The organism is Burkholderia lata, from assembly GCF_902499025.1.
Lineage (GTDB): Bacteria > Pseudomonadota > Gammaproteobacteria > Burkholderiales > Burkholderiaceae > Burkholderia > Burkholderia lata_C.
In genome coordinates, this window is record NZ_CABVPW010000023.1 from 84,477 (window position 1) to 105,178 (window position 20,702).

Sequence of the window (20,702 nt, forward strand, 5' to 3'; positions counted from 1 at the left end):
CGCTACTTGATGAACGGGTTGGCGAACAACAGCAGCAACGCGATCACCAGGCAGTAGATCGCCATCGTCTCGATCATCGCCAGCCCGACGAACAGCGTGCGCGAAACCGTGCCCGCCGCATCGGGCTGGCGGGCAATCGCGTCCATGGCCGCGCCGACCGCGCGGCCTTCGGCCAGCGCGGGCCCGATCGCACCGAACGACACGGCGAGCGCCGCTGCCGCGATGCTGACGATTTCGATGAGATTGCTCATGACTGCTCCTGCTTGCGGCGGTGAACGGAAGGTTCGTCATCGGCCGCCGCCGCGCCAATGAACACCATCGACAACACCATGAAGATGTAGGCCTGGACCGTGCCGGTCAGCAGGTCGAGGGCCATCAGCGGAATCGGCACGATCAATCCCGCGAGCGACAGCACGATGCCGATCACGAACACGCCGCTCATCACGTTGCCGAACAGCCGCACGATCAGCGAGAACGTGCGCGTCAATTGCTCGACGAGATTGAGCGGGATCATCACCCAGGTCGGTTCGGCGAAAGTGGCGAGATAGTTCTTCCAGCCGCGCGTGCGCACGCCGTAGTAGCACGTCGCGCCCAGTACGACCAGCGCGAGCGCCGCGTCGGTTTCCAGGTGCGCGGTGGGCGGCTCGACGCCCGGGATCAGCGACGACGCGTTCGCGGTGAACACGAACAGGAAGATCGTGCCGATCAATGCGCGATAGCGGGCGGCCCCGGCTCGCATCGTGCCGACGATCTGTGCGTCGACGGCGACGACCAGCAACTCCAGCACGCTTTGCAGGCGCGACGGCTCGAGCGACAAGCGGCGGCGCGCGAACGCCGAGAGTGCCGCCAGCGCCAGCATGATTCCCCAGGTGACCAGCACGGGCGACGATATCGACAGTGGACCCAGCGTCCACAGCGGGACGGTCGCGAGCGGCGAGGCGCTCATCGCGGCCCCCGGGGCGCCGTCAATGCGCCGGCGTATCGGAGCGCGACGGCGCGCGCGAACAGCAGCCCGAGCGCGCCCGCCACGACGGCGGCGGCGCCGAGCCGGGCCAGCGCCACCAGCACGGCGACCGCGATGGCGATGCGCGCGCCTTGCAGGCCGAGCGCGCACGCCACGCGGCCGGCCGCGAACAGGCGGCCGTTCCATGCGAGCGAACCGAAGTGCCATGCGCCGAGCGCAAGGCCGACGACCACGCCGAGCGTCGCGGCGGCCAGGTTGGCGACAGCTGGCGGCGCCAGCCACGCATCAATCGTCATGGTTGTGTCCTTGTTGGCCATGCATCCATTTCCACGCGAACCAGAATCCGGCGGCCGCGCCGATCATGACGAGCGGCGCGGAGAAGAACACGCGCGTCGCAGCCAGCCGGTCCAGCCAGCGCCCCAGCGCCAGCCCGGCGAGCGTCGGCGCGAGGATCGCCCAGCCGAGCACGCCGATCTGCGCCAGCCGCGTGCCCAGCGACGGTTCGGGATCGCGCGCGCCGCGCGCCGCGCGTTCGGCGGCATGCCGCGCGGCCTGCTCGACCCGATCGGGCCGGTCGCGCGGATCCGGCGGCGGCCGCCCGCTCATCGCCGTGGCTCCGCGACGAAGGGATCGCGGGCGTCGCCCGCGCTTCCCCCGGGTCGCAGATAGGTCAGCAAACGCCTGACCGTTTCGGCATGCAGCCGTGTCTCGTCGACGCGCGCGCGCCGTTCGGCGTCCAGCCGGGCGGCGCGGTTCGCGCGCACGAGCGCGTCGAGTTGTTCGAGCGAATCGCCGGGCACCGCGTCGCGGCACGCGATCGCGACGCGAACGCCGCCTGACACGCTCAACACGCCTTCGTCCAGCGCGCAGTAATGCCATTGGTCGTCGGGTGTTCGCCAGCGCACCACCGACGCGCGCAGCAGCGTCACGAAATCGACGTGGCCGGGTCGCACGCCGAAGCTGCCGGTCGCATCCTCGGCGCGCAGCGAGGCGATCTCCAGCGCATCGACCAGCAGCTGCGCGGGCGTCGCGATCGTCAGGTCGAGCCTAGCCATGCGCGCCTCCATCCCCGCCCGCGGCGGCGGCTTCCTTGCGGCGCGCGTCGTCCAGCGTGCCGACCATGTACAGCGAGCTTTCCCGCCATGTATCGCACTCGCCGCGCAGAATCGCGGCGCAGCCGGCGATCGTCTCGGCGGTCGTCACCGAGCGGCCCGGCTGGCCGGTAAACGCCTCGGTCACCGCGAACGGCTGCGTGAGGAAGCGCTGCAGGCGGCGCGCGCGCTCGACGGTGCGGCGATCGTCCGCGCCCAGTTCCTCGATGCCGAGCAGCGCGATCACGTCCTGCAGTTCGCGGTAATGCTCGATCGCGCGGCGCACCTCGGTCGCGACCGCGACGTGCTCGTCCCCGACCACGAGCGGATCGAGCAGGATCGACGACGACGCGACCGGATCGATCGCCGGATACATGCCTTCCGCCGCCATCGAACGCGACAGCACCACCATGCTGTCGATGTGCGCGGCGATGGCGGTGACCGCCGGATCCGTGAAATCGTCCGCCGGCACATAGACGGCCTCGATCGCCGTGACGGCAGCGCCCTCCACCGACGCGATCCGCTCCTGCAGCGCGGCGACCTCGCTCGCCAGCGTCGGCTGGTAGCCGACCCGGGACGGCAGGCGGCCCAGCAGACCCGACACCTCCGCGCCCGCCTGAACGAAACGGAACACGTTGTCCATCAGCAGCAGCACGTTTTGCGCGCGTTCGTCGCGGAAATATTCGGCGATGGTCAGCGCCGTCAGCGGCACGCGCCAGCGGGCGCCCGGCGGCTCGTTCATCTGGCCGTACACCAGCACCGTGCGGCCCAGCACGCCGGAACCGCGCATGTCGAGCAGCATCTCGTGCCCCTCGCGCGACCGCTCGCCCACGCCCGCGAACACCGAAATGCCCTGATAACGCTCGACCATCGCATGGATCAGCTCCATCACGAGCACCGTCTTGCCGACTCCGGCGCCGCCGAACATCGCGGCCTTGCCGCCTTGCGCGAGCGGCGCGAGCAGGTCGATCACCTTGATGCCCGTCGCGAACAGCGTGCTCGTGCCCTTCTGCTCGGCCAGCGGCGGGGCATCGCGGTGAATCGGCCGCCGCGGCACGTCGGCCGGCAGCGCCGGGCCATCGTCGCCGGGCGCGCCCGTCATCGTCAGCAGCCGGCCCAGCACGCGCTCGCCCACGGGCACCCGCAGCGGCCCGCCGTGCGGCCGGACCGTCATGCCGCGCCGCAAGCCGCCCGTCGGCGCGAGCGCGAGTGCGCGCACGGCGGTTTCACTCAGGTGCGCGTGCACCTCGGCCGTCACCGGCGCCGCGCCGTCGACGACGATGTCGAGCGCGTCGTTCAGCGCGGGCAGCGCGTGCGCGTCGAACCCGACGTCCAGCACGGCGCCACGCACGGCCAGCACGCGGCCGTCGCGGTGCGCTTGCGCGGCGTGTTCCGCCGGTTCGGAGGTCAGCCCTTGATCGATCGTCACCGTGTGCCTGCCCGCTATCGTTGGGTCCTTTTCCACGGTAACGGCTGCTCGCGTTCCGGGGCTGATCCTCGTCAAGAAATGGCCAGACGATTCACGCAACCCGCGAGTACGACGCTCGCCGGCCGGTTGCCGGACAACCTGACCGGCGCGCGCTTCGCATTTCCCGGGACGACGACCGGCGCGGCGGCTCCCCATGGCACCTTGATGACGCGCCCGGAAATTAAGGAGCGACTTCATTTGATGCAAATCAGCGTCGGCGGCCCGGCCGACGCTAGAGTGGTTCGCAGCGCAGTCCTCCATGGAACCGCGAGCCGGCTCCATGCCCGCCACCCGCTTCTCGTGGCGGCCCACAAGCAAGCCCTTTCGACGGAAAACCGATGGATACGCCGCGGCAACCTCCGCAAGACGCGCCCGCGCACCGGGCATGGCCGCCAACCGATCGTCCGGCGGACAACCCGTTCCGCGCGCTGGATTTCGCCAAGGAAGCCGCGTTGGCGCGGCTGACCGCCGGCCTGTCCCCCGCCGCGCTTCAGCTCGCGTTCTCGGACTGGCTGATTCATCTGGCCGCCGCGCCCGGCAAACGCCTCGAACTGGCGTCGCTCGCGGCGCGCGAAGCGGCCCGGGCCCTCGCCCTCGCCTATGCCGGTCAGGCGGCAACCGGGACCGCCGCCGAACCGTTCGCCCAGCCCTGCGCAGGCGATACGCGGTTCAGCGATGCCCTGTGGCACATCGAACCCTATCGTTTCTGGCAGCAATCGTTCCTGATGACCGAGCACTGGTGGCGCGCCGCGACCCGCGACGTACCCGGCACCTCGCGCCACCATGAAGAGGTCGTCGCGTTCTGCATGCGGCAATGGCTCGACGCGTTCGCTCCCGCGAATTACCTCTGGTCGAACCCGGCGGTCATGCAACGTACCGTCACGTCGTTCGGCGCCAATCTCACACAAGGCGCGTTCAACCTGCTCGACGACCTGACCCGTATCGCGACCCGGCAGCCGCCGGCCGGCGTCGACGCGTTCAAGGTCGGCATCGACATCGCGGCAACCCCCGGGCGCGTCGTGTTCCGCAATCACCTGATCGAACTGATTCAGTATCGGCCGGCGACCGCCGAGGTGGACGCCGAACCCGTGTTGATCGTGCCGGCCTGGATCATGAAGTACTACATCCTCGACCTGTCGCCGCACAATTCGCTGATCCGCTACCTGGTCAGCCAGGGACGTACGGTGTTCTGCATCTCGTGGCGCAACGTCGACGCGGACGACCGGGATCTGGGCATGGACGACTATCGCCGGCTCGGCGTGATGGCCGCGCTGGACGCGGTATCGGCGATCGTTCCGGGCCGCCGGGTTCATGCGGCCGGCTACTGCCTCGGCGGCACGCTGCTGTCGATCGCGGCGGCCGCGATGGCGAACGCACACGACGACCGGCTGGCAACGATGACGATGCTTGCCGCGCAGACGGATTTCACCGAGCCCGGCGAGCTGCAGCTCTTCATCGACGACAGCGAGATCCATTTTCTCGAAAGCATGATGTGGGAACGTGGCTGCCTGGAAGCCGGCCAGATGAGCGGGGCATTCCAGATGCTGCAATCGAACGACCTGATCTGGTCGCGCGGCGTGCACGACTACCTGCTCGGCGAGCGCACGCCGGTATTCGACCTGATGGCATGGAATGCCGACGCGACCCGGATGCCGTACCGGATGCATGCCGAATATCTGCGCAAGCTGTTTCTCGACAACGATCTGGCGTGCAACCGCCTGGTCGTCGACGGGCATACGGTGTCGCTGCTCAACCTCCGGATGCCGGTGTTCGCGGTGGGCACCGAGCAGGATCACGTCGCGCCCTGGCATTCCGTCTACAAGATCCATTACCTGACGGACACCGATGTCACCTTCGTGCTGACGACGGGGGGGCACAACGCCGGTATCGTCAGCGAATCCGGGCATCGGGGCCGACACTACCGGATCAAGTCCACGCGCGCGATGGACCCGAACCTGTCGCCCGACGAATGGGCGGACCGTGCGACGGAGCAGGAGGGATCATGGTGGTCCGCCTGGCACCTGTGGCTCGCCGAACACTCGGACGGCCAGCGCGTGCAGCCGCCGGCCCTCGGAGCGGGCGATCCGGACGCCGAGGCGCTCGGCGACGCGCCGGGCACCTACGTCTTCCAGAAATAGGCGACCGACATGAACCAGGAACTCCTGACGAACCGCCCGTTCGGCACGCTCGCGATCGGCGATAGCGCGTCGCTCACGCGCACCGCGTCCCGGGACGACATCGATCTGTTCGCCGCGCTGTCCGGCGACGTGAATCCGGCGCATGTCGATGCGGCCTTCGCCGCGCACGACCTGTTCGGCCACATCGTGGTGCATGGCATGTGGACCGGCGCGCTGGTATCCGCCGTACTCGGCACGCAGTTGCCCGGACCGGGCACGATCTATCTGGACCAGACACTCGAATTTCGCCACCCGGTCGCGCCGGGCGACACGATCACCGCGACCGTGACCGTGAAGGAAAAGCGTCCCGACAAGCGCATCGTGCTGCTCGACACACGCTGCGCCAACCAGGCCGGGCAGATCGTGTTGATGGGCACGGCGACGGTGATCGCACCGGACCAACCGCTCACGGTCGAACGCACGCCCCGGCCTGACGTGTCGGTGCGCCATCACGATCGTTATGAAGCCTTTATCCGCGACGCGCGCGCCCAGCCGCCGCTGCGCACCGCGATCGCCCATCCGTGCTCGCCCGACGCGTTGCGCGCCGCGCTCGACGCGCGCGACGCCAACCTGCTCGATCCGCTGCTGATCGGCCCCGAGGCCAGGATCCGCGCGGCGGCCGACACGGCCCAGATCAGTCTCGCGGGCATCGATATCGAGCCGGTCGAGCATAGCCACGCCGCGGCGGCGCGCGCGGTCGAACTGGGTGCGGCGGGCAAGGTCGCCGCGCTCATGAAAGGCAGCCTTCATACGGACGAACTGCTGGCCGCCGTCGTGGCCCCGACCTCGGGACTGCGCACCGACCGGCGCATCAGCCATGTCTATGCGATGGACATCCCCGCCTATCCGAAACCGCTCATCATCACCGACGCCGCGATCAACATCGCACCGTCGCTCGACCAGAAGCGCGATATCTGCCAGAACGCGATCGATCTGCTGCGTCTGCTGGGCGTCGAGCAGCCGCACGTCGCCGTGCTCGCGGCGGTCGAAACCGTCAATGCCAGAATGCCCGCCACGCTCGACGCCGCCGCGCTCACCATGATGGCCGCGCGCGGCCAGATCAGCGGCGCGATCGTCGACGGCCCGCTGGCATTCGACAATGCGATCAGCGCCGCCGCCGCGCAATCGAAAGGCATCCGTTCGCCGGTCGCCGGCCGCGCCGACATCCTGCTCGTGCCCGATCTGGAAGCAGGCAACATGCTGGCCAAGCAACTGATGTACTTCGCCGGCGCGGACGGCGCCGGACTGGTGTTGGGCGCCCGCCTGCCGATCATCCTGACGAGCCGTTCGGACAGCCTGCGAGTGCGGATCGCGTCGGCCGCGCTCGCCAAGCTGGTGGCCGAACGTACTGCCGAACGCGGGAGCATTCAATGAGCCTGCCCTTGCTGATGACCTTCAATGCCGGCTCATCGACGCTCAAGATCGGCCTGTTCGGTATCGACGGTAATGTGCCGGTTCATCTCGGGCGCAGCCGGATCGACTTCGGGCACGCGCAGCTGCAGCTCGAATTCACCGGCCCCGACGGCCAGCTCGCGATTCCGCTCGGCGTGGCGGCAACGGACGATCTGCACGGCGTGCTCGACGAGGCGCTCGACTGGATCTCCGGTCACCTGTCGATGCATCGGTTGGCGTCGGTCGGGCATCGCGTCGTGCATGGCGGCGATGCGTTTTCCGGCCCGGCCGAGATCGATGCGCGCACGCTGCAGGCGATCGAGGCGCTGGTTCCGCTCGCCCCGTTGCATCAGCCGCAGGCTTTGCGGCTGATCCGGGCGATTCGCCATCTGCGCCCGCAGTTGCGCCAGTGCGCGTCGTTCGACACGGCCTTCCATCGCAGCCAGGCCGCCCTGGTGCGGCGCTTCGCGATTCCGCGTGCGCTGTATGACGCGGGCGTCAAGCGTTACGGCTTCCACGGCCTGTCGTACCGGTTCATCGCAACGCGGCTGGCCGCGTCCTATCCACGGCTGGCGCAAGGCAAGGTGATCGCCGCGCACCTGGGCAGCGGCGCGAGCCTGTGCGCGCTCGATGCCGGCGTGAGCCGGGACACCAGCATGGGATTTTCGACCCTCGACGGCATTCCGATGGCGACGCGCTGCGGCGCGCTCGATGCCGGTGTCGTGCTGCATCTGCAGAAGCAGGAGAAATACACGGTCGATGAGGTCGAGACGATCCTATATCACCAGTCCGGTCTGCTGGGCGTATCGGGCATCAGTGCGGACAGCCGGGTGCTGGTGGACAATCCCGCGCCTGCCGCGCGGGAGGCGCTGGATCTGTTCGCATTCCGCATCGCTGGCGAGATCGCGCGGTTGGCCACCACGCTCGGCGGACTGGATGCGATCGTGTTCACCGCAGGAATCGGCGAGCACCAGCCCGGCGTGCGCGCCGCCATCTGCCAATGGCTGGGCTGGCTCGGCGTCGCGGTCGACATCGACGCGAATCGCGCCAATGCCGCCGAGATTCACGGCCGCGCCAGCCGCGCGGCGCTGCTGGTCCTGCCAACCGACGAAGAACAGGTCATCGCCGAAGAGACGCTCGCCATCCTGCATGCCGGAGCCGCGACATGAGCCCGATCATCGATCTATCCGGCAAACGCGGGCTGGTGATCGGCATCGCGAATGAAAACAGCATCGCGACAGGATGCGCGAAAAACTACGTCGCCGCCGGCGCGCGGATTGCCGTGACCTATCTGAACGAACGCGCCGAGCCGTTCGTCCGACCGATCGCCGAATCCCTGGCCGCGCCGTTGATCCTGCCGTGCGATGTCACGCGCCCCGGACAGCTCGAACAGGTATTCCGCGCAATCGAAACGCAGTGGGGACAACTCGATTTCGTCCTTCACTCGATTGCGTTCGCGTCGAGCGGCGCATTGCACGTGCCGCTCGTCGATTGTTCCGCGGAAGGATTCGCTCTGGCGATGGATGTGTCGTGCCATTCCTTCTTGCGCGCGAGCAAGCTGGCGCTGGCGCTCATGAAAGACGGCGGCAGCCTGACAACCGTCAGTTTCTACGGTGCCGAGCGCGCAGTCGCCCACTATAACGTCATGGGGCCCGTGAAGGCTGCACTGGAATCCAGCGTTCGTTACCTCGCGGCCGATCTCGCCGAACAGCGGATTCATGTACACGCGATCTCCGCGGGCGCGCTGAAAACGCGAGCCGCGTCCGGCATCGACGATTTCGATCGGTTGCTCGACGATGTGCGCGCCCGCACGCCGGCGCATCAACTCGTATCGACCCATGACGTCGGACGTGTCGCAGCGTTGCTGGCAAGCGATGCCGGGATGGCGTTAACGGGGTCGACGGTATATGTCGACGGAGGATTTCATGTTGTGGCATGAACGGACATGGAAGTCGGTCGGCGCAATTCTGACGGAATGATCCACGACCGAAACGCGGATATCTGAATGATCCGCGGAGCAAGGGACCGATCCACTCGGGCCGTACGATGCACGAGCTCGGCAAATCTCGAAAAAAAGCCGATCAGTCCACCCATCGCGTCGCAATCGGCCCTGTAGATGTTAAGGTTCTCTAATTCAGCTAATGGTGTCCATTAATCCGGTTCATCGCGGGATACCGTGGAACGCGGCGCGGATTTTGAGGAAGAAGTAATCCTCGTCGCGATACCCGTAAGCCCGACGCTTGATGACCTCGATGGGATCGTTGAACCCTTCGACGACGCTGGTGTTGAGTGGTGCCAGGTGCCATCGCGTCCCCCTCCGACACGCACCATCCGCGAAGAACAGGATGCTCTGTGTACGCCCCTCTACGAATGGATTAGTCGAGGCGGGATGAGCATTCCAGAGGCCATGTGTCAACGCCGACAGAAATCTGACCCACAATGGGTACGGCAAAAATCTTGGACTGGTTTATGCCGCCCCCTCCGGGGAAATTACATCCGACAGTGACACCTAGGAACCGGGCATCAAGCCGGGGCCAGTGAGTTCGGCCGGCCGGTTTGTCGGCTGGATGCGTCATCATCGCCGTCAGCTGGTAGAGAATTTGCGGCGGCACAAAACACCAGCCGATGCGCTCCCGCATCTCGCTGCGGTAGAGGTCCAGCTTGTCTTCAACGAAATGCCCGCCAAGATAGACCAGCCCGGGCGTGTCCCGAGAGGCCGGCTGGCGATTGCCGCCCAGCCGCAATGGCTGAACGGGTTGTAGCGCTGCTTTGCGCGCGCCAGGCACAAGAGCGCAACCCACTTGGCACCCAGACAGCAACCATTTGATCTTAAACAAATATTTATTGGGGTCATGCCGCAACCCCGCGGGCAGCCTAGATCGCTCTAACCGGGGAATTGCACTGAAATCAAGGTCACCCCTACCAGCGGCAGTTCGTAAGGCTCTGCTCGACGCGGCCAACGAGATCGAGGGCGGCGAAAGTGCATTCGCCGTTGTAGTTGATGAAAAGGTGGAGTTGCTGCGCAAGCTCACTAAAACGGAATCAAACCGGCGTGGGGCGTACGATATGGTCACACGCCAAATTGTGTACCACGGAAAAGGTTCGCCGATGGCGATCATGTCTATTATGTTAAATAATTTCGAAGTCCGAAGTTAATCGCTATTCTGCGCTTAATGATTCCTTAAGCGTCGCGTGTCAAAGTACCGTTTCGAGGCTACAGCGTGATCACGCAAGTCATGTGTCGGTCGTCCACGCCGAGTGACGGCAAACGCGGCAAATCAACCGCAGTACGGTCCCTGATGTTCGGAGCTTGTCCGCCTGCCGCTCTCGTTTGACCCGGTTCGATACCGGGTCTTTTTTTGGATTGATCGCAATCCTTTATGTGTCGTACCAGGGCGATATGACCCATGAACAAACACCCCCCTAAATAAACGACAGACCGGTGACTTCTGAGTCCGATTCTGAATACTCTACCGCGCGACTCGACGGTCGCATGTGCTTGGCGTCAATGATGCGCGTACAACGAACGCGACGAAGTGTGGCGCTGGATCATGGACCCCGAGCCGAACCCGGCCGGCTGGGCGGGCCCATAGCCTGATGCATCGGCTTGCCTAGCGGTTTCCGAAGACCGGATGCGAGCCTCGGCCTGCTGTATAGATTGCGGATAGTGAATGTCCTTTCGCGCGGGGTTGTAACCGGCTTTCTCGACCTGCACGATCTGGGCGCGAACTTCCGCCCTGGTCAGGCCACCGCTTGACTGAGAAGCGAATGCGAGTGCAGGCGCAATAGCCACGGCGAGAATAATGGTACGGATAGCGAACTTCATGATTTCGACCTCCAATGAACGGAACCGGCATCCGAGAACACCTCTTCTGCCGTAAGGACAGAATGCTCCGTTCAACATGAAGGCAATGTTAACTGCGCGCCCTCGAACGCATGAGCCGCGAAAGACACGGGCAGACTCCGAATCTCCGGCCCGGTGCCGTACGGCTGAATCATGGCAGCGCGCGCCATCGGATGCCGCCGGACCTCGACCGTCTCGTCCGGACATGCAATCGACCGTCATACCGTCGATGCCAGGTCAGGTCGGCACAGGCAATGTCACCCGCACGCCGAACCCCTTCCCGTTCAGCCCTTCGATGTACGCGAAGCTTCCCCCGAGTTTGGCCACGATGCGCGCGACGATGGACAGCCCCAGCCCGCTGCCGCTTTCGTCGTGATCCTCTCCGCGAAAGAAACGATCCTGCAATCGGGACAAATTCTCGTCCGAGACTCCCGGACCGTCGTCCCGCACCTGAAGGACAATCGTGCCCGCATCTTGCCACGTTGCGATCTCGACGTTCCCCTGCTCGCGACCGTACTTGATCGCATTATCGACGAGGTTGTCGAGCAAGACGCGCAACAGGGTCGGCGGCGCATGCACGATGGCGTGACCGTCGGCGCGCGATGTCAGCGAGATCCGCTTGCGATCCGCACGCGCCTGGTGGTCGTTCACGCATGTCTGCAACAGGCGCGCGAGCTCAATGTCCTCGCCGGGCACCGGTACCGTCTCGTCAAGTCGCGCCAGTGCAAGCAATTGGTCCGCGAGATGCGTGCTCCGGTCGACGCCCTCGACGACCCGTTGCATCGCGCGCCGCTGACGATCCGGATCGCGCGCCGTGAGCGCGACCTGCGCCTGAACCTTGAGCGCGGCGAGCGGGGTCTTGAGCTCGTGTGCCGCATCGCTGGTGAACGCGCGCTCGCGATCGAGCGAGGCGCGCAGACGTTGCAGCAACGTGTTGAGCGCGGCGACCAGCGGCCGCACTTCGTCGGGAATGCCCTTCGTGGCAATCGCATCGAGACTGTCAGGGGATCGTTCCTCGATCGCCTCGGACAGTGTCCGCAATGGCGTCAGGCTGCGACCGATCGCCAGCCAGATCATTATGGCCAGTACGGGCAACGCGAATGCAAGCGGCCGCGCGACGCGGCGGGCAACCTCGGCGGACAAGTCCGAACGATGCGTGCGTTGCTCGAAAATACGCACGGTGCGGCCGCGCGCGTCATCGGTCAGCACGTAGGCGTGCCACTTCGGATTACCGAACCGGATCGGGCTCGATGCCGCGGCGGGAAATACCGGCAGATCGAGCGATTCCAGCCCCGGACTGGCCGCTAGGATTCGTCCGCCGGCGTCACTGACCTGATACAGCATGCGCGGCGATGCATCGTTGTCGCCATCGTTGTCTTCGCCCGAGCCGAGGACAATGTCCGCAAAGGCCGGGAGATCGGATGCATCGAGCGCGACGAACGCCCTTGCGATCTGCTCGATGCGGGTTTCGTCCCATTCCTCGGCTTCGTGAATCGCCTGCCGGTAACTCGACACCAGCGAGTATGTCCAGACCACCACGACGCCCGACAGCACGAGCAAGGTGAGCCGTTGCCGGATCGAGCGCATCACGACGCCTTCTCCACCACGTACCCGACGCCACGAATCGTGCGAATCAATTCGGCCCCCAGTTTCTTGCGCAGATTCGAAACATGCACTTCGATCGCATTGCTTTCGATCTCTTCGTTCCAGCCGTAGAGGCTGTCCTGGAGCCGGGCGCGCGACAGAGGGCGACCCTGGTTCGCCAGCAGTTCGACCAACAACGCGCATTCGCGCGACGTCAGTGCGATCCGTTCGGCGCCGCGCGTCACCGTCATCAGTGCGGGATCGACCGACAGGTCGCCGTAGTCGATCGTATCGGTACCGCGCCCCTGCGAGCGCCGCACGAGCGCACGACAGCGCGCGATCAGCTCGGTCAGGTCGAACGGCTTGCCGAGGTAGTCGTCGGCGCCCGCGCTCAAGCCGTTCACACGGTCGGCCACCGTGTCGCGCGCGGTCATCACCAGCACCGGCGTATGGTTGCCGCGCTTGCGAATCCACTCGAGCAATTCGATTCCCGACATGCGGGGCAGGCCCAGATCGAGCACGACGAGGTCGTACGGCGTGGTTTCGAGCGCCAGCTGTGCATGCCTGCCGTCGTGCGCCCAGTCGACTGTCATGCCGGCTTCGATCAGACCGTCCTCTACCCCGCTGCCGATCAGCTTGTCGTCTTCCACGAGTAGCACCCGCATGTGTCGTGCTCCTGTTACGCCGGACACGGCGTCGTCATTGCCGCACGATAACCGCAGGCACGGGCAGGCATCAAGCGAGCCGCGGAAAAATCCGGTCCTTAAGAATCCGTTAACGTCGACGCCCTATGGTCGCGGTCACCGACACCCGCAATCGAATCGACGACCATGAACCGGCTACCGTTCCGACTCCGTTTCTGCGCCACGCTGGGCGTGCTGCTTTCCGTGGCGGCCGCGCCGGCCTGTGCAGGCGAGATCAAGACACTGATGACAGACATGAAGCATGCGATGCAGGGGGCCATGGGCAGTCGCACGACTGCGGAAATGAATGGCTATGTGGCCAGGCTCGAAAGCGATGCGCAGCAGGCGAGCCGCCAGCGGTATCGCGACGACCAGGCGACCTACGATGAAGGCATGCGCGCATTGCGGGATGAACTGACCGAAGTCGACCAAGCCATCCAGGCCAACGATCTGACCGCTGCAAAGCAGGCATTGCGGCGGATCAATAGTACGAAAAAGCGCTATCACGACCTGCTCGGCTAATCCGACCCCGACACATTTCTGGTCACTGAACAGGCACGCCCGTCATGAAAACCGTTACCCGCTACCCGCTGTCGATCAGTCTGCTGCACTGGCTGCTGGCCGTCGCCCTGATCGGCAACCTGATCGTCGGCTTGCTGCTGGACGACAACGAAGATCTCGTCAGCCTGCACAAGTCGATCGGCATCTTCATTCTCGGACTCGTGGCCGTTCGCATCGTGAATCGGCTTCGCACGCGACACCGGCTGCCGCCGTCGGTCAACCCGTCCGGAACGCTGAACCATCGCGCCGAGCGCACCGTCCACGGCCTGCTCTATCTGCTGATGCTCGTCATTCCCGTGCTCGGCTGGATGAAGACGAATGCGGCCGGGCACACGGCGAGCTGCTTCGGGCTCTTCTCGTTGCCCACTCTGGTGCCTCGAAGCCGCGATCTGTCGCACTGGCTCGGAGAACTGCATGCGCTGACCGCTTACGGGCTGGCTGCGCTGGTCGGCTTCCATGTGCTGGGCGCACTGGCGCATCGAATGATCCGGATGGAAAACCTTCTGCCGCGTATCCTGCCGTGGTCGACGCGTGCCGACCCGCATCCGGCCCGGACGGAGGATATTGGCTGAAGCCGGAATATGCTGAGTGGTGCGAGCCGCGTTCCACCTCGCGGCCCCGGCGATAGAAGCGACGACCTTCACAAACAGCGAGTCGGACGCCAGCAAGCCTGTCGACGGGCGAATTGACCGCTGGCCGGCGACGCAACGTCGGACACCGATGTGCACCGCGGCCTTTCTACGCGTCTGAATGCGATGCGCCAGTGTGATCTTCAACACCCTTGACACGTGCGCACTGGCTTGTTGACATGAATCAACGAGGTACCCGCAACGCATAATGCCGAATGTTCCGGAATTCTCACGCGGATACTCACATACCGCCTGCCCTGCCTGTCGATCGGCCCTTTGATCACGACAAAAGCGGTACCGATCCGACGAATCACGCTCGCTTTCTTCCTGCGGTCCGTAATGATCGTCTTGCGAACTTCTCATCTGTTCATTGCCTTGCCCGAGGCGAATAATCTCGCTCGTCTCACCTGGAGGCGGCTTGCATTTCGACGAAGTGCCAAGCACGGCCCTGCCGGCATCCGTCGACAGATCCTGAGCGGACATCTGGATCTTCGCAGAGCACCCGACCGTCGTCCTCGTCCTACTTGCCAGATGCCGCAATCAAGCACGGCGCGCCCCGCTGCATGCCTGTGCCACGGTCATCGTTCCCCAGACAACTGATCACGCTGATCCCGGTTTCTTAAGCGCAATTTAATTCTTTCGACCTAGGGTGGAATCGTCGCGTCTTGAAACAGCCTTACCGACGGTTTCGCACAACACGTTCGGCGCTGCGCGACGGGAGCGTAGTCATGGCAAGCATCGAATTCAAGCGCATCGCGCTCGCCAGTCTGGCAATTGCGGCCTTGTCGGCAAGTTGCATGTCGAAGGAATCGCTTTCCCCTGCACTGGCGACGCGAGTTCCGCGAGGCGTTCTCTCCGCGACACCGGATATGGCGGCCTACCCGGGTATCGTGTCCGACTTCGAGAACATCGCGCGGATAGAAGGGCCCGCCGTCGTTGCCGTTAACATGTCTCCAATCAACGAGACATCGAGTGTGAAGCAACTCTGGCCTCCACCAGGCATAACCAACGATCCTTTCCTTCGCTTCTTCAGGGAATTCTCCCCCCCGCCCGGAAGTGATCGCGGCGCCCCTGCACAACAGCACGCCAGCGGTTTCATCATCTCGTCGGACGGTGACATCCTCACCGACGCCAGCGACATTGCAGGCACTTCGAGGATTACCGTCACCCTCGCTGACGGGCGAATGTACCGCGCCCGGGTCATTGGCAGCGATCCGGCGAGCGGCGTCGCGCTGGTCGGGATTCATGCGAAAGGGCTGTCGGTTGCCAGGATCGGATCGCCGTCGACGCTCAAAGCCGGCGAATGGGTTGCATCTATTGGTTCCCCATACGGACTTGGGAACTCGATCGTGCGAGGTATCGTAAGCAACACCTCCCGTCTGCTTCCTGATCAATCGTACGTCCCGTTGATCCAGACGGATCTGACGGAGAACGCGGGAGAAGGCGGTAGTCCGCTCATGAACCTCAAAGGCGAAGTCGTCGGCATCGAAACGCCGCTTCCGGACGACGGCAACGTGTACCAGGACCTCGCCTTCGCGATACCGATCGACGAAGTCATGAGGGTCGAACGCCAGTTGAAGTTGCACGGCAAGGCTACGCATGGGCGGATAGGTGTTGCGGTGCAAGAGGTGACAGGCCCCCTTGCCAGATCGTTCGGGTTGAAGCGGCCGAACGGTGCGCTCGTCACGTCGGTCGACTCGGGCGGTCCCGCAGCGAAGGCAGGAATGCGGGCAGGCGACGTCATCGTTGGCATCAACGGCACTGTGGTTTCGGATTCGACACATTTGCCGGCGACAGTGGCCGATCTGAGTCCTGGCACCAAGATCGATCTTGACTATTGGCGAGATCACGCCGTACGCCACGCGACGCTGGTTCTGTCGTCGATAGGCACCCACGACCTGTCCGTCAACACGATGAACCGGGCGTCTGCTGGCGCATACGGACTGGGGCTACGCGATCTGACTCGCGACGAAGAACAGGCAGCAGGAGTCTGGGGAGGCGTACGCGTCGAGCGAAGCCGCGGGCCGGCTGCGTTCGCCGGGATCGAACCGGGCGACATCATTTTGAGGATCAACAGGACACCGGTGACAAGTACTGCTCAATTCCTCAAGAAAATTGCGCGTTCCGATCACAACGTCGCGCTCCTTGTCGACCGGAACGGCATGCGAATGTTCCTCACCATGAACGTGGGCTAAGGACGTTTCGATACTAGTACGTTGACATGGAGCACACCGCAGGAGTCTGTCATGAAGTATTCGTCCAGATTGGCGCTTGGCGTCGCGGCAGCGACGATTGCCGTTTTCTCACAAAGCGGGTTGTCCGCCGAGCAGGCGTCGCTGCCGCCGCCGGATCATTCGGGCAAGGTTACCTATCTGTCAGGCGGGATCGGTAGCGATCAATCGGCTGCGATCAAACAGGAGATGGGCAAGTATTCGCTCGTGCTCGAGTTTGCCGGACACACGAGCAGCGGGAACGACTATCTTGCCGATATCCCGGTACAGATCATCGATGCGCATGGCAAGACTGTGCTCTCGACGGTAACCGCAGGCCCATTCCTGCTCATATCGATGCCAGACGGGCGCTATACCGTGACGGCCACGTATCACGGGCAAGTCATGCGGCGGAGCGTCGACGTACATGCGTCTTCGCATTCCCGCGCGGTGTTCGTCTGGACGATGTGACTCGACATCGGAAGAGCCACCCTGCTCCGTTCGATCGCGGTTTCAAGGGCGGAAACTGCCCGACAAACACGATAGCTTGTCTGGAAGGAGTTGAAATGGACGAGAAACCGATTGAGTCTGCGGGACCGGACGTCAATCGCCGTCGTTGGCTCATCGCGACTTCCGTCGCGAGCGGTATCGGCGGAATTGCAGCGGCAATTCCCTTCGTGGACTCGCTGACACCGCCCGCCAGCGCGCTCGCCGCAGGCGCGCCGGTCAAGGTCGACATCAGTCAATTGTCGGAGGGCGCGATGTTGACGGCGGCGTGGCGCGGGAAGCCGGTGTTCATCGTTGACCGCTCACCGGCCATGCTCGAAAGCGTCGTGAAGGCGACTCCGCTAGTCGCGGATCCCGACTCGCGCCACGCATTCTCGATGCCGCTGCCGAGCTATTGCACGAGCCCCTTCCGCTCGCGTGCCGACCATCGGAACATTCTCGTCGTGGTTGGCGTGTGTACGCACCTCGGTTGTACGCCGACGCCGCGGTTTCAATCAGGGCCTCAGCCAAACCTGCCCGACAACTGGCCGGGCGGCTTCCTGTGTCCGTGTCATGGATCAACCTATGATCTCGCCGGGCGTGTCTTCCGCGACAAGCCCGCACCGCAGAACCTCGACGTTCCTCGCTATATGTTTTTGTCGTCGACCGAACTGTTTATCGGTCAGGATGAGCACGGAGCGGCATAGCCTGGATAGGCGCCCGATCCGCTGCCGCGCGCGGGCAGCCAATTGCATTCCGCGTAACACGAATCGATTTACCTGTCGTGTTGGGGGTGATATCGGGTCGACAGTGCCTCGTACAGCGGTGGCGCAAAGAATCGGGAAACCCGGCTGGCTATCAATGCCGTCGCCATCAGCGAGATCACGAGCGCATGGCCGTTGATCATCTCGATGACGATCACGAACGCCGTGATCGGGCTCTGCGTGACCGCGGCCAGATAGCCGACCATCCCGAGCGCGATCAGCATCTGCAGCTGCAACCCCGAGAACAGGATGTGCAGCGTGTTGCCGATCTCCGCGCCGATAGCCAGCGAAGGCGCGAACAAGCCGCCCGGCGCACCGGGCAAGTACGATCCGATCATCGACATCATCTTGAACACCGGATACAGGATCCTGACGTTCGTGTGGCTTTCGAGCATGCCCCGCGCTTCCGCGTATCCGCTGCCGAACGTATGGCCATGCGTCGTCACGCCGACGACCGCGACGAGCAGACCGCATGCCGCGCCGAACAGAACCGGACGACCGGCACGGAAATCCTGGAGCGTGCGCGGAATCCAGCGTCGCGTGTTGAGCAACAACCAGCAGAAGATTCCGCCCATGACCCCCGCCGTCACGCCGATGAGGACGACCGCAAACGCCAGCGACTCGGGCAGGTGCTCCCCGATGTCGATCGTGCCGAATTAGACGTAGTTGCCCTGAATGCCGAGCGACACGATGCCGGCGAAGATGATCGCCGTGATCAGGACGCCACTCGTCCGTTGTTCGAAACTGCGCGTGAGTTCCTCGATCGCGAATACGACACCAGCAAGCGGTGCATTGAACGCGGCGGAAAGGCCTGCCGCCGCGCCCGCGAGGGCCAGCCGGTGCTCGAGCACGCCCGGGCGAATCGCCCGAAACCGCTGAGGATAAAACTGCCGCAGGTTGAACATGAGTGCGGCCCCGACGTGAATCGTCGGGCCTTCGCGGCCGATCGTGAACCCGCCGAGAATGGCCAGGAACGAGACGAGTATCTTCCCGATCAGGATCCGGAACTTGAGCAGCCGCGCACCCGTGTTGCCCGGCGCATGCAGCATCGCAATCACCTGTGGAATGCCGCTCCCCTCCGCACCATCGAAGAATCTCTGCGTCAGCCAGACCGTGAGCGCGCCAATGATCGGTGTGACGATCAGCGGCAGCCACGCGTGCTCGGCAGCGTAGCCCAGAAACACCCCGTAGCCGAAATCGATCAGCTTCGCATAAAGCACCGCCACGAGGCCCACTGCAACCGCACCCAGCCAGAACACGCCATAGTAAAGCCACAGACGCCGCGCGTGCAGCAGCGCGCGTCGATCTGCGAGCGCGGAAATGCGAATCATCGGTCTCCCCCTTGCGACCTGTCTGCCTTGTTTCAATATCGAACGATCTCCGGATCGCTCACACGCGCCTCGCCGGCTGCTTCATGCCGGCGGCGATCACGAGCCATGCCGCGACCAATCCGGCGCACGTCAGAAACACCGTGTTCGCGCCGCCGTGCTTCAGCAGCCAGCCGCCCGCGATGCCGCCGAGCGCGAGCCCGATCGACTGCGTGGTGTTGTAGACGCCCGTGGCCGCGCCCTTGCGCGAACCCGGCGCGAGCTTCGACACGAGCGACGGCTGCGACGCTTCCAGGATGTTGAACCCGAGGAAGTACACGAACAGGATCGCCGCCACAATCAGGATGGTATGCGGCGCGCTGCCCAGCAGCAATTGACCGATCAGGATAGCCAGAATGCCGCCCAGCAGCACCGGCTTCATCTTGCCCCGCTTCTCCGCGACGATGATCGCCGGGACCATCATCACGAACGCGAGCCCCATCACCGGCAGGTACACCTTCCAGTGCGCGGCGACCGGCAGCCCGCCGTCGACGAGCAGGCGCGGCACCACGAGGAACAGCGCCGTCTGCGTCGCGTGCAGCACCAGCACGCCGAAGTTCAGGCGCAGCAGCTCGACGTTGTGGAGCACCTCGGCGAACGGCGCGGGCACGTGCACGGGCTTTGCCGCGTCGGGCACGATCCACAGCACGACGCCGATCGCGAGGATCGACAGCACGCCGACGATCGCGAACAACCCGCTCATCCCGACCCAGTGGAACACGATCGGCGCGCCGACGATCGCGACCGCGAACGACACGCCGATCGACCCGCCGACCATCGCCATCGCCTTCGTGCGGTTCTGCTCGGAGGTCAGGTCGGCGATGAACGCGAGCACCGCGGACGACACCGCGCCCATCCCCTGGATCACGCGACCGACGATGATCCACGTGATGTCGTGCGCGGACGCGGCGACGAAGCTGCCGAGCGCGAAGATCACGAGGCCCGTGGCGATCACCGGCTTGCGGCCGAACTTGTCGGACGCCCAGCCATAGAAAATGTAGAACAGCGACTGCGTGACGCCGTAGGCCCCGAGCGCGATGCCGACGAGCAGCACGTTGTCGCCGCCCGGAATGGTTTTCGCGTAGACCGAGAACACCGGCATGATCATGAACAGGCCGAGCATGCGCAGCGCGAAGATCGCCGCGAGCGACGTGGTCGCGCGCAATTCGGGCGCGGTCATGCGGGAAGACACGGTGGACGACTGGGACATCGTTGACGCGAATTATCGAACAGCCCAAACAACGGACAAAAAAAACCCAGCTGGGTAGCCGGGTTCAAGAAGCTCGCGCCGGCCTTTCGTATCGGGACGACCGGACGTCGAGTTAAGCTAGCTGAGAAAGCACATCTGAATTCACAATTCAGCAGAATTTCCGAATCGTAACATGTCAACTAGTCATGTTGTGACATTTCTCCTACTCTACTTGATGTGATCCATTCCACCGGCCATATGGTCACGCGAAGCTTTCGAAATATCCTTCAGTC

20 protein-coding genes and 2 pseudogenes are annotated in these 20,702 nt (G+C 64.5%); 9 read left to right on the forward strand and 13 right to left on the reverse strand.

Features of this window, described 5'->3' with window-relative positions; all coding sequences use genetic code 11:
• Positions 1-2: 2 nt before the first annotated feature.
• Genes BDI24065_RS22970 through atpD form a run of 6 tightly spaced genes read right to left on the reverse strand, consistent with a single transcriptional unit; the run spans position 3 to position 3,478 of the window.
• Complete coding sequence (locus BDI24065_RS22970) at positions 3-251, reverse strand: F0F1 ATP synthase subunit C (protein ID WP_098553567.1); 249 nt, start codon at positions 249-251, stop codon at positions 3-5.
• Positions 248-946: a F0F1 ATP synthase subunit A gene (locus BDI24065_RS22975; protein WP_098553566.1), complete on the reverse strand. Its 699-nt coding sequence runs from the start codon at positions 944-946 to the stop codon at positions 248-250. Before BDI24065_RS22975 ends, BDI24065_RS22970 begins: the two co-directional genes overlap by 4 nt.
• Positions 943-1,281, reverse strand: coding sequence for an N-ATPase subunit AtpR (locus tag BDI24065_RS22980; protein WP_438820029.1), 339 nt, complete (start codon positions 1,279-1,281; stop codon positions 943-945). Before BDI24065_RS22980 ends, BDI24065_RS22975 begins: the two co-directional genes overlap by 4 nt.
• On the reverse strand, positions 1,250-1,570 hold the full coding sequence (locus BDI24065_RS22985) for an AtpZ/AtpI family protein (protein ID WP_098553564.1): 321 nt from the start codon (positions 1,568-1,570) through the stop codon (positions 1,250-1,252). Before BDI24065_RS22985 ends, BDI24065_RS22980 begins: the two co-directional genes overlap by 32 nt.
• Positions 1,567-2,031, reverse strand: a complete 465-nt coding sequence (locus BDI24065_RS22990) for a F0F1 ATP synthase subunit epsilon (protein WP_254608007.1) — start codon at positions 2,029-2,031, stop codon at positions 1,567-1,569. Before BDI24065_RS22990 ends, BDI24065_RS22985 begins: the two co-directional genes overlap by 4 nt.
• Positions 2,012-3,478, reverse strand: coding sequence for a F0F1 ATP synthase subunit beta (atpD, locus tag BDI24065_RS22995; protein WP_254608034.1), 1,467 nt, complete (start codon positions 3,476-3,478; stop codon positions 2,012-2,014). Before atpD ends, BDI24065_RS22990 begins: the two co-directional genes overlap by 20 nt.
• Positions 3,479-3,861: 383 nt before the next feature.
• On the opposite strand from atpD, the gene BDI24065_RS23000 reads away from it, so the two are divergent.
• The 4 genes from BDI24065_RS23000 to fabI are packed head-to-tail and all read left to right on the forward strand — an operon-like array spanning position 3,862 to position 9,031.
• Entirely contained in the window at positions 3,862-5,661 is a 1,800-nt protein-coding gene (locus tag BDI24065_RS23000; RefSeq protein ID WP_174980310.1) for a PHA/PHB synthase family protein, read from the forward strand.
• 9 nt (positions 5,662-5,670) lie between these two features.
• Positions 5,671-7,074 (forward strand): bifunctional enoyl-CoA hydratase/phosphate acetyltransferase, encoded by a 1,404-nt coding sequence (locus tag BDI24065_RS23005; protein WP_174980311.1) that lies wholly within the window; start codon positions 5,671-5,673, stop codon positions 7,072-7,074.
• On the forward strand, positions 7,071-8,261 hold the full coding sequence (locus BDI24065_RS23010) for an acetate/propionate family kinase (RefSeq protein WP_174980312.1): 1,191 nt from the start codon (positions 7,071-7,073) through the stop codon (positions 8,259-8,261). Before BDI24065_RS23005 ends, BDI24065_RS23010 begins: the two co-directional genes overlap by 4 nt.
• 8 nt (positions 8,262-8,269) lie before the next feature.
• The gene (fabI, locus tag BDI24065_RS23015; RefSeq protein ID WP_217481832.1) at positions 8,270-9,031 is read left to right on the forward strand and encodes an enoyl-ACP reductase FabI; all 762 of its coding nucleotides are present in this window, start codon (positions 8,270-8,272) and stop codon (positions 9,029-9,031) included.
• Positions 9,032-9,253: 222 nt separating this feature from the next.
• On the opposite strand, the pseudogene BDI24065_RS23020 reads toward fabI, so the two are convergent.
• The 5 genes and pseudogenes from BDI24065_RS23020 to BDI24065_RS23040 all read right to left on the reverse strand — a co-directional run.
• Positions 9,254-9,385 (reverse strand): annotated as a pseudogene (locus tag BDI24065_RS23020) (transposase); the annotation flags it as partial.
• 82 nt (positions 9,386-9,467) lie between these two features.
• Positions 9,468-9,929: a hypothetical protein gene (locus tag BDI24065_RS23025; protein WP_175033130.1), complete on the reverse strand. Its 462-nt coding sequence runs from the start codon at positions 9,927-9,929 to the stop codon at positions 9,468-9,470.
• Positions 9,930-10,597: 668 nt separating this feature from the next.
• Positions 10,598-10,918: a DUF4148 domain-containing protein gene (locus BDI24065_RS23030; RefSeq protein WP_175033171.1), complete on the reverse strand. Its 321-nt coding sequence runs from the start codon at positions 10,916-10,918 to the stop codon at positions 10,598-10,600.
• Between the two features lie 255 nt (positions 10,919-11,173).
• Complete coding sequence (locus tag BDI24065_RS23035; protein WP_175033209.1) at positions 11,174-12,523, reverse strand: ATP-binding protein; 1,350 nt, start codon at positions 12,521-12,523, stop codon at positions 11,174-11,176.
• Positions 12,523-13,185, reverse strand: a complete 663-nt coding sequence (locus tag BDI24065_RS23040; protein ID WP_175033172.1) for a response regulator — start codon at positions 13,183-13,185, stop codon at positions 12,523-12,525. The genes BDI24065_RS23035 and BDI24065_RS23040 overlap by 1 nt, the downstream gene beginning before the upstream one ends.
• 165 nt (positions 13,186-13,350) lie before the next feature.
• On the opposite strand from BDI24065_RS23040, the gene BDI24065_RS23045 reads away from it, so the two are divergent.
• The 5 genes from BDI24065_RS23045 (at position 13,351) to petA (ending at position 17,796) form a co-directional block, all read left to right on the forward strand.
• The gene (locus BDI24065_RS23045) at positions 13,351-13,725 is read left to right on the forward strand and encodes a cytochrome b562 (RefSeq protein WP_175033173.1); all 375 of its coding nucleotides are present in this window, start codon (positions 13,351-13,353) and stop codon (positions 13,723-13,725) included.
• A 44-nt stretch (positions 13,726-13,769) separates the two neighbouring features.
• Positions 13,770-14,336 (forward strand): cytochrome b, encoded by a 567-nt coding sequence (locus BDI24065_RS23050; protein WP_175033174.1) that lies wholly within the window; start codon positions 13,770-13,772, stop codon positions 14,334-14,336.
• Positions 14,337-15,121: 785 nt separating this feature from the next.
• Positions 15,122-16,588, forward strand: a complete 1,467-nt coding sequence (locus tag BDI24065_RS23055) for a PDZ domain-containing protein (protein ID WP_254609834.1) — start codon at positions 15,122-15,124, stop codon at positions 16,586-16,588.
• Positions 16,589-16,639: 51 nt separating this feature from the next.
• Positions 16,640-17,074, forward strand: coding sequence for a carboxypeptidase-like regulatory domain-containing protein (locus BDI24065_RS23060; RefSeq protein WP_175033175.1), 435 nt, complete (start codon positions 16,640-16,642; stop codon positions 17,072-17,074).
• 95 nt (positions 17,075-17,169) lie between these two features.
• On the forward strand, positions 17,170-17,796 hold the full coding sequence (petA, locus tag BDI24065_RS23065; protein ID WP_175033176.1) for a ubiquinol-cytochrome c reductase iron-sulfur subunit: 627 nt from the start codon (positions 17,170-17,172) through the stop codon (positions 17,794-17,796).
• A 68-nt stretch (positions 17,797-17,864) separates the two neighbouring features.
• Here petA and BDI24065_RS23070 read toward each other — a convergent pair.
• Both BDI24065_RS23070 and BDI24065_RS23075 read right to left on the reverse strand, forming a co-directional pair.
• Positions 17,865-19,184, reverse strand: a pseudogene (locus BDI24065_RS23070) (chloride channel protein).
• A 58-nt stretch (positions 19,185-19,242) separates the two neighbouring features.
• Positions 19,243-20,430, reverse strand: a complete 1,188-nt coding sequence (locus BDI24065_RS23075) for an MFS transporter (RefSeq protein ID WP_368040790.1) — start codon at positions 20,428-20,430, stop codon at positions 19,243-19,245.
• Positions 20,431-20,702 lie beyond the last annotated feature (272 nt).

Excerpts from the sequence above, each read along its gene's own strand:
- BDI24065_RS22970 (WP_098553567.1), bottom strand. The coding sequence starts at position 251 with ATGAGCAATCTCATCGAAATCGTCAGCATCGCGGCAGCGGCGCTCGCC.
- BDI24065_RS22975 (WP_098553566.1), bottom strand. The coding sequence starts at position 946 with ATGAGCGCCTCGCCGCTCGCGACCGTCCCGCTGTGGACGCTGGGTCCA.
- BDI24065_RS22980 (WP_438820029.1), bottom strand. The coding sequence starts at position 1,281 with ATGGCCAACAAGGACACAACCATGACGATTGATGCGTGGCTGGCGCCG.
- BDI24065_RS22985 (WP_098553564.1), bottom strand. The coding sequence starts at position 1,570 with ATGAGCGGGCGGCCGCCGCCGGATCCGCGCGACCGGCCCGATCGGGTC.
- BDI24065_RS22990 (WP_254608007.1), bottom strand. The coding sequence starts at position 2,031 with ATGGAGGCGCGCATGGCTAGGCTCGACCTGACGATCGCGACGCCCGCG.
- BDI24065_RS23000 (WP_174980310.1), top strand. The coding sequence starts at position 3,862 with ATGGATACGCCGCGGCAACCTCCGCAAGACGCGCCCGCGCACCGGGCA.
- BDI24065_RS23005 (WP_174980311.1), top strand. The coding sequence starts at position 5,671 with ATGAACCAGGAACTCCTGACGAACCGCCCGTTCGGCACGCTCGCGATC.
- BDI24065_RS23010 (WP_174980312.1), top strand. The coding sequence starts at position 7,071 with ATGAGCCTGCCCTTGCTGATGACCTTCAATGCCGGCTCATCGACGCTC.
- BDI24065_RS23030 (WP_175033171.1), bottom strand. The coding sequence starts at position 10,918 with ATGAAGTTCGCTATCCGTACCATTATTCTCGCCGTGGCTATTGCGCCT.
- BDI24065_RS23035 (WP_175033209.1), bottom strand. The coding sequence starts at position 12,523 with ATGCGCTCGATCCGGCAACGGCTCACCTTGCTCGTGCTGTCGGGCGTC.
- BDI24065_RS23040 (WP_175033172.1), bottom strand. The coding sequence starts at position 13,185 with ATGCGGGTGCTACTCGTGGAAGACGACAAGCTGATCGGCAGCGGGGTA.
- BDI24065_RS23045 (WP_175033173.1), top strand. The coding sequence starts at position 13,351 with ATGAACCGGCTACCGTTCCGACTCCGTTTCTGCGCCACGCTGGGCGTG.
- BDI24065_RS23050 (WP_175033174.1), top strand. The coding sequence starts at position 13,770 with ATGAAAACCGTTACCCGCTACCCGCTGTCGATCAGTCTGCTGCACTGG.
- BDI24065_RS23055 (WP_254609834.1), top strand. The coding sequence starts at position 15,122 with ATGGCAAGCATCGAATTCAAGCGCATCGCGCTCGCCAGTCTGGCAATT.
- BDI24065_RS23060 (WP_175033175.1), top strand. The coding sequence starts at position 16,640 with ATGAAGTATTCGTCCAGATTGGCGCTTGGCGTCGCGGCAGCGACGATT.
- petA (WP_175033176.1), top strand. The coding sequence starts at position 17,170 with ATGGACGAGAAACCGATTGAGTCTGCGGGACCGGACGTCAATCGCCGT.
- BDI24065_RS23075 (WP_368040790.1), bottom strand. The coding sequence starts at position 20,430 with ATGTCCCAGTCGTCCACCGTGTCTTCCCGCATGACCGCGCCCGAATTG.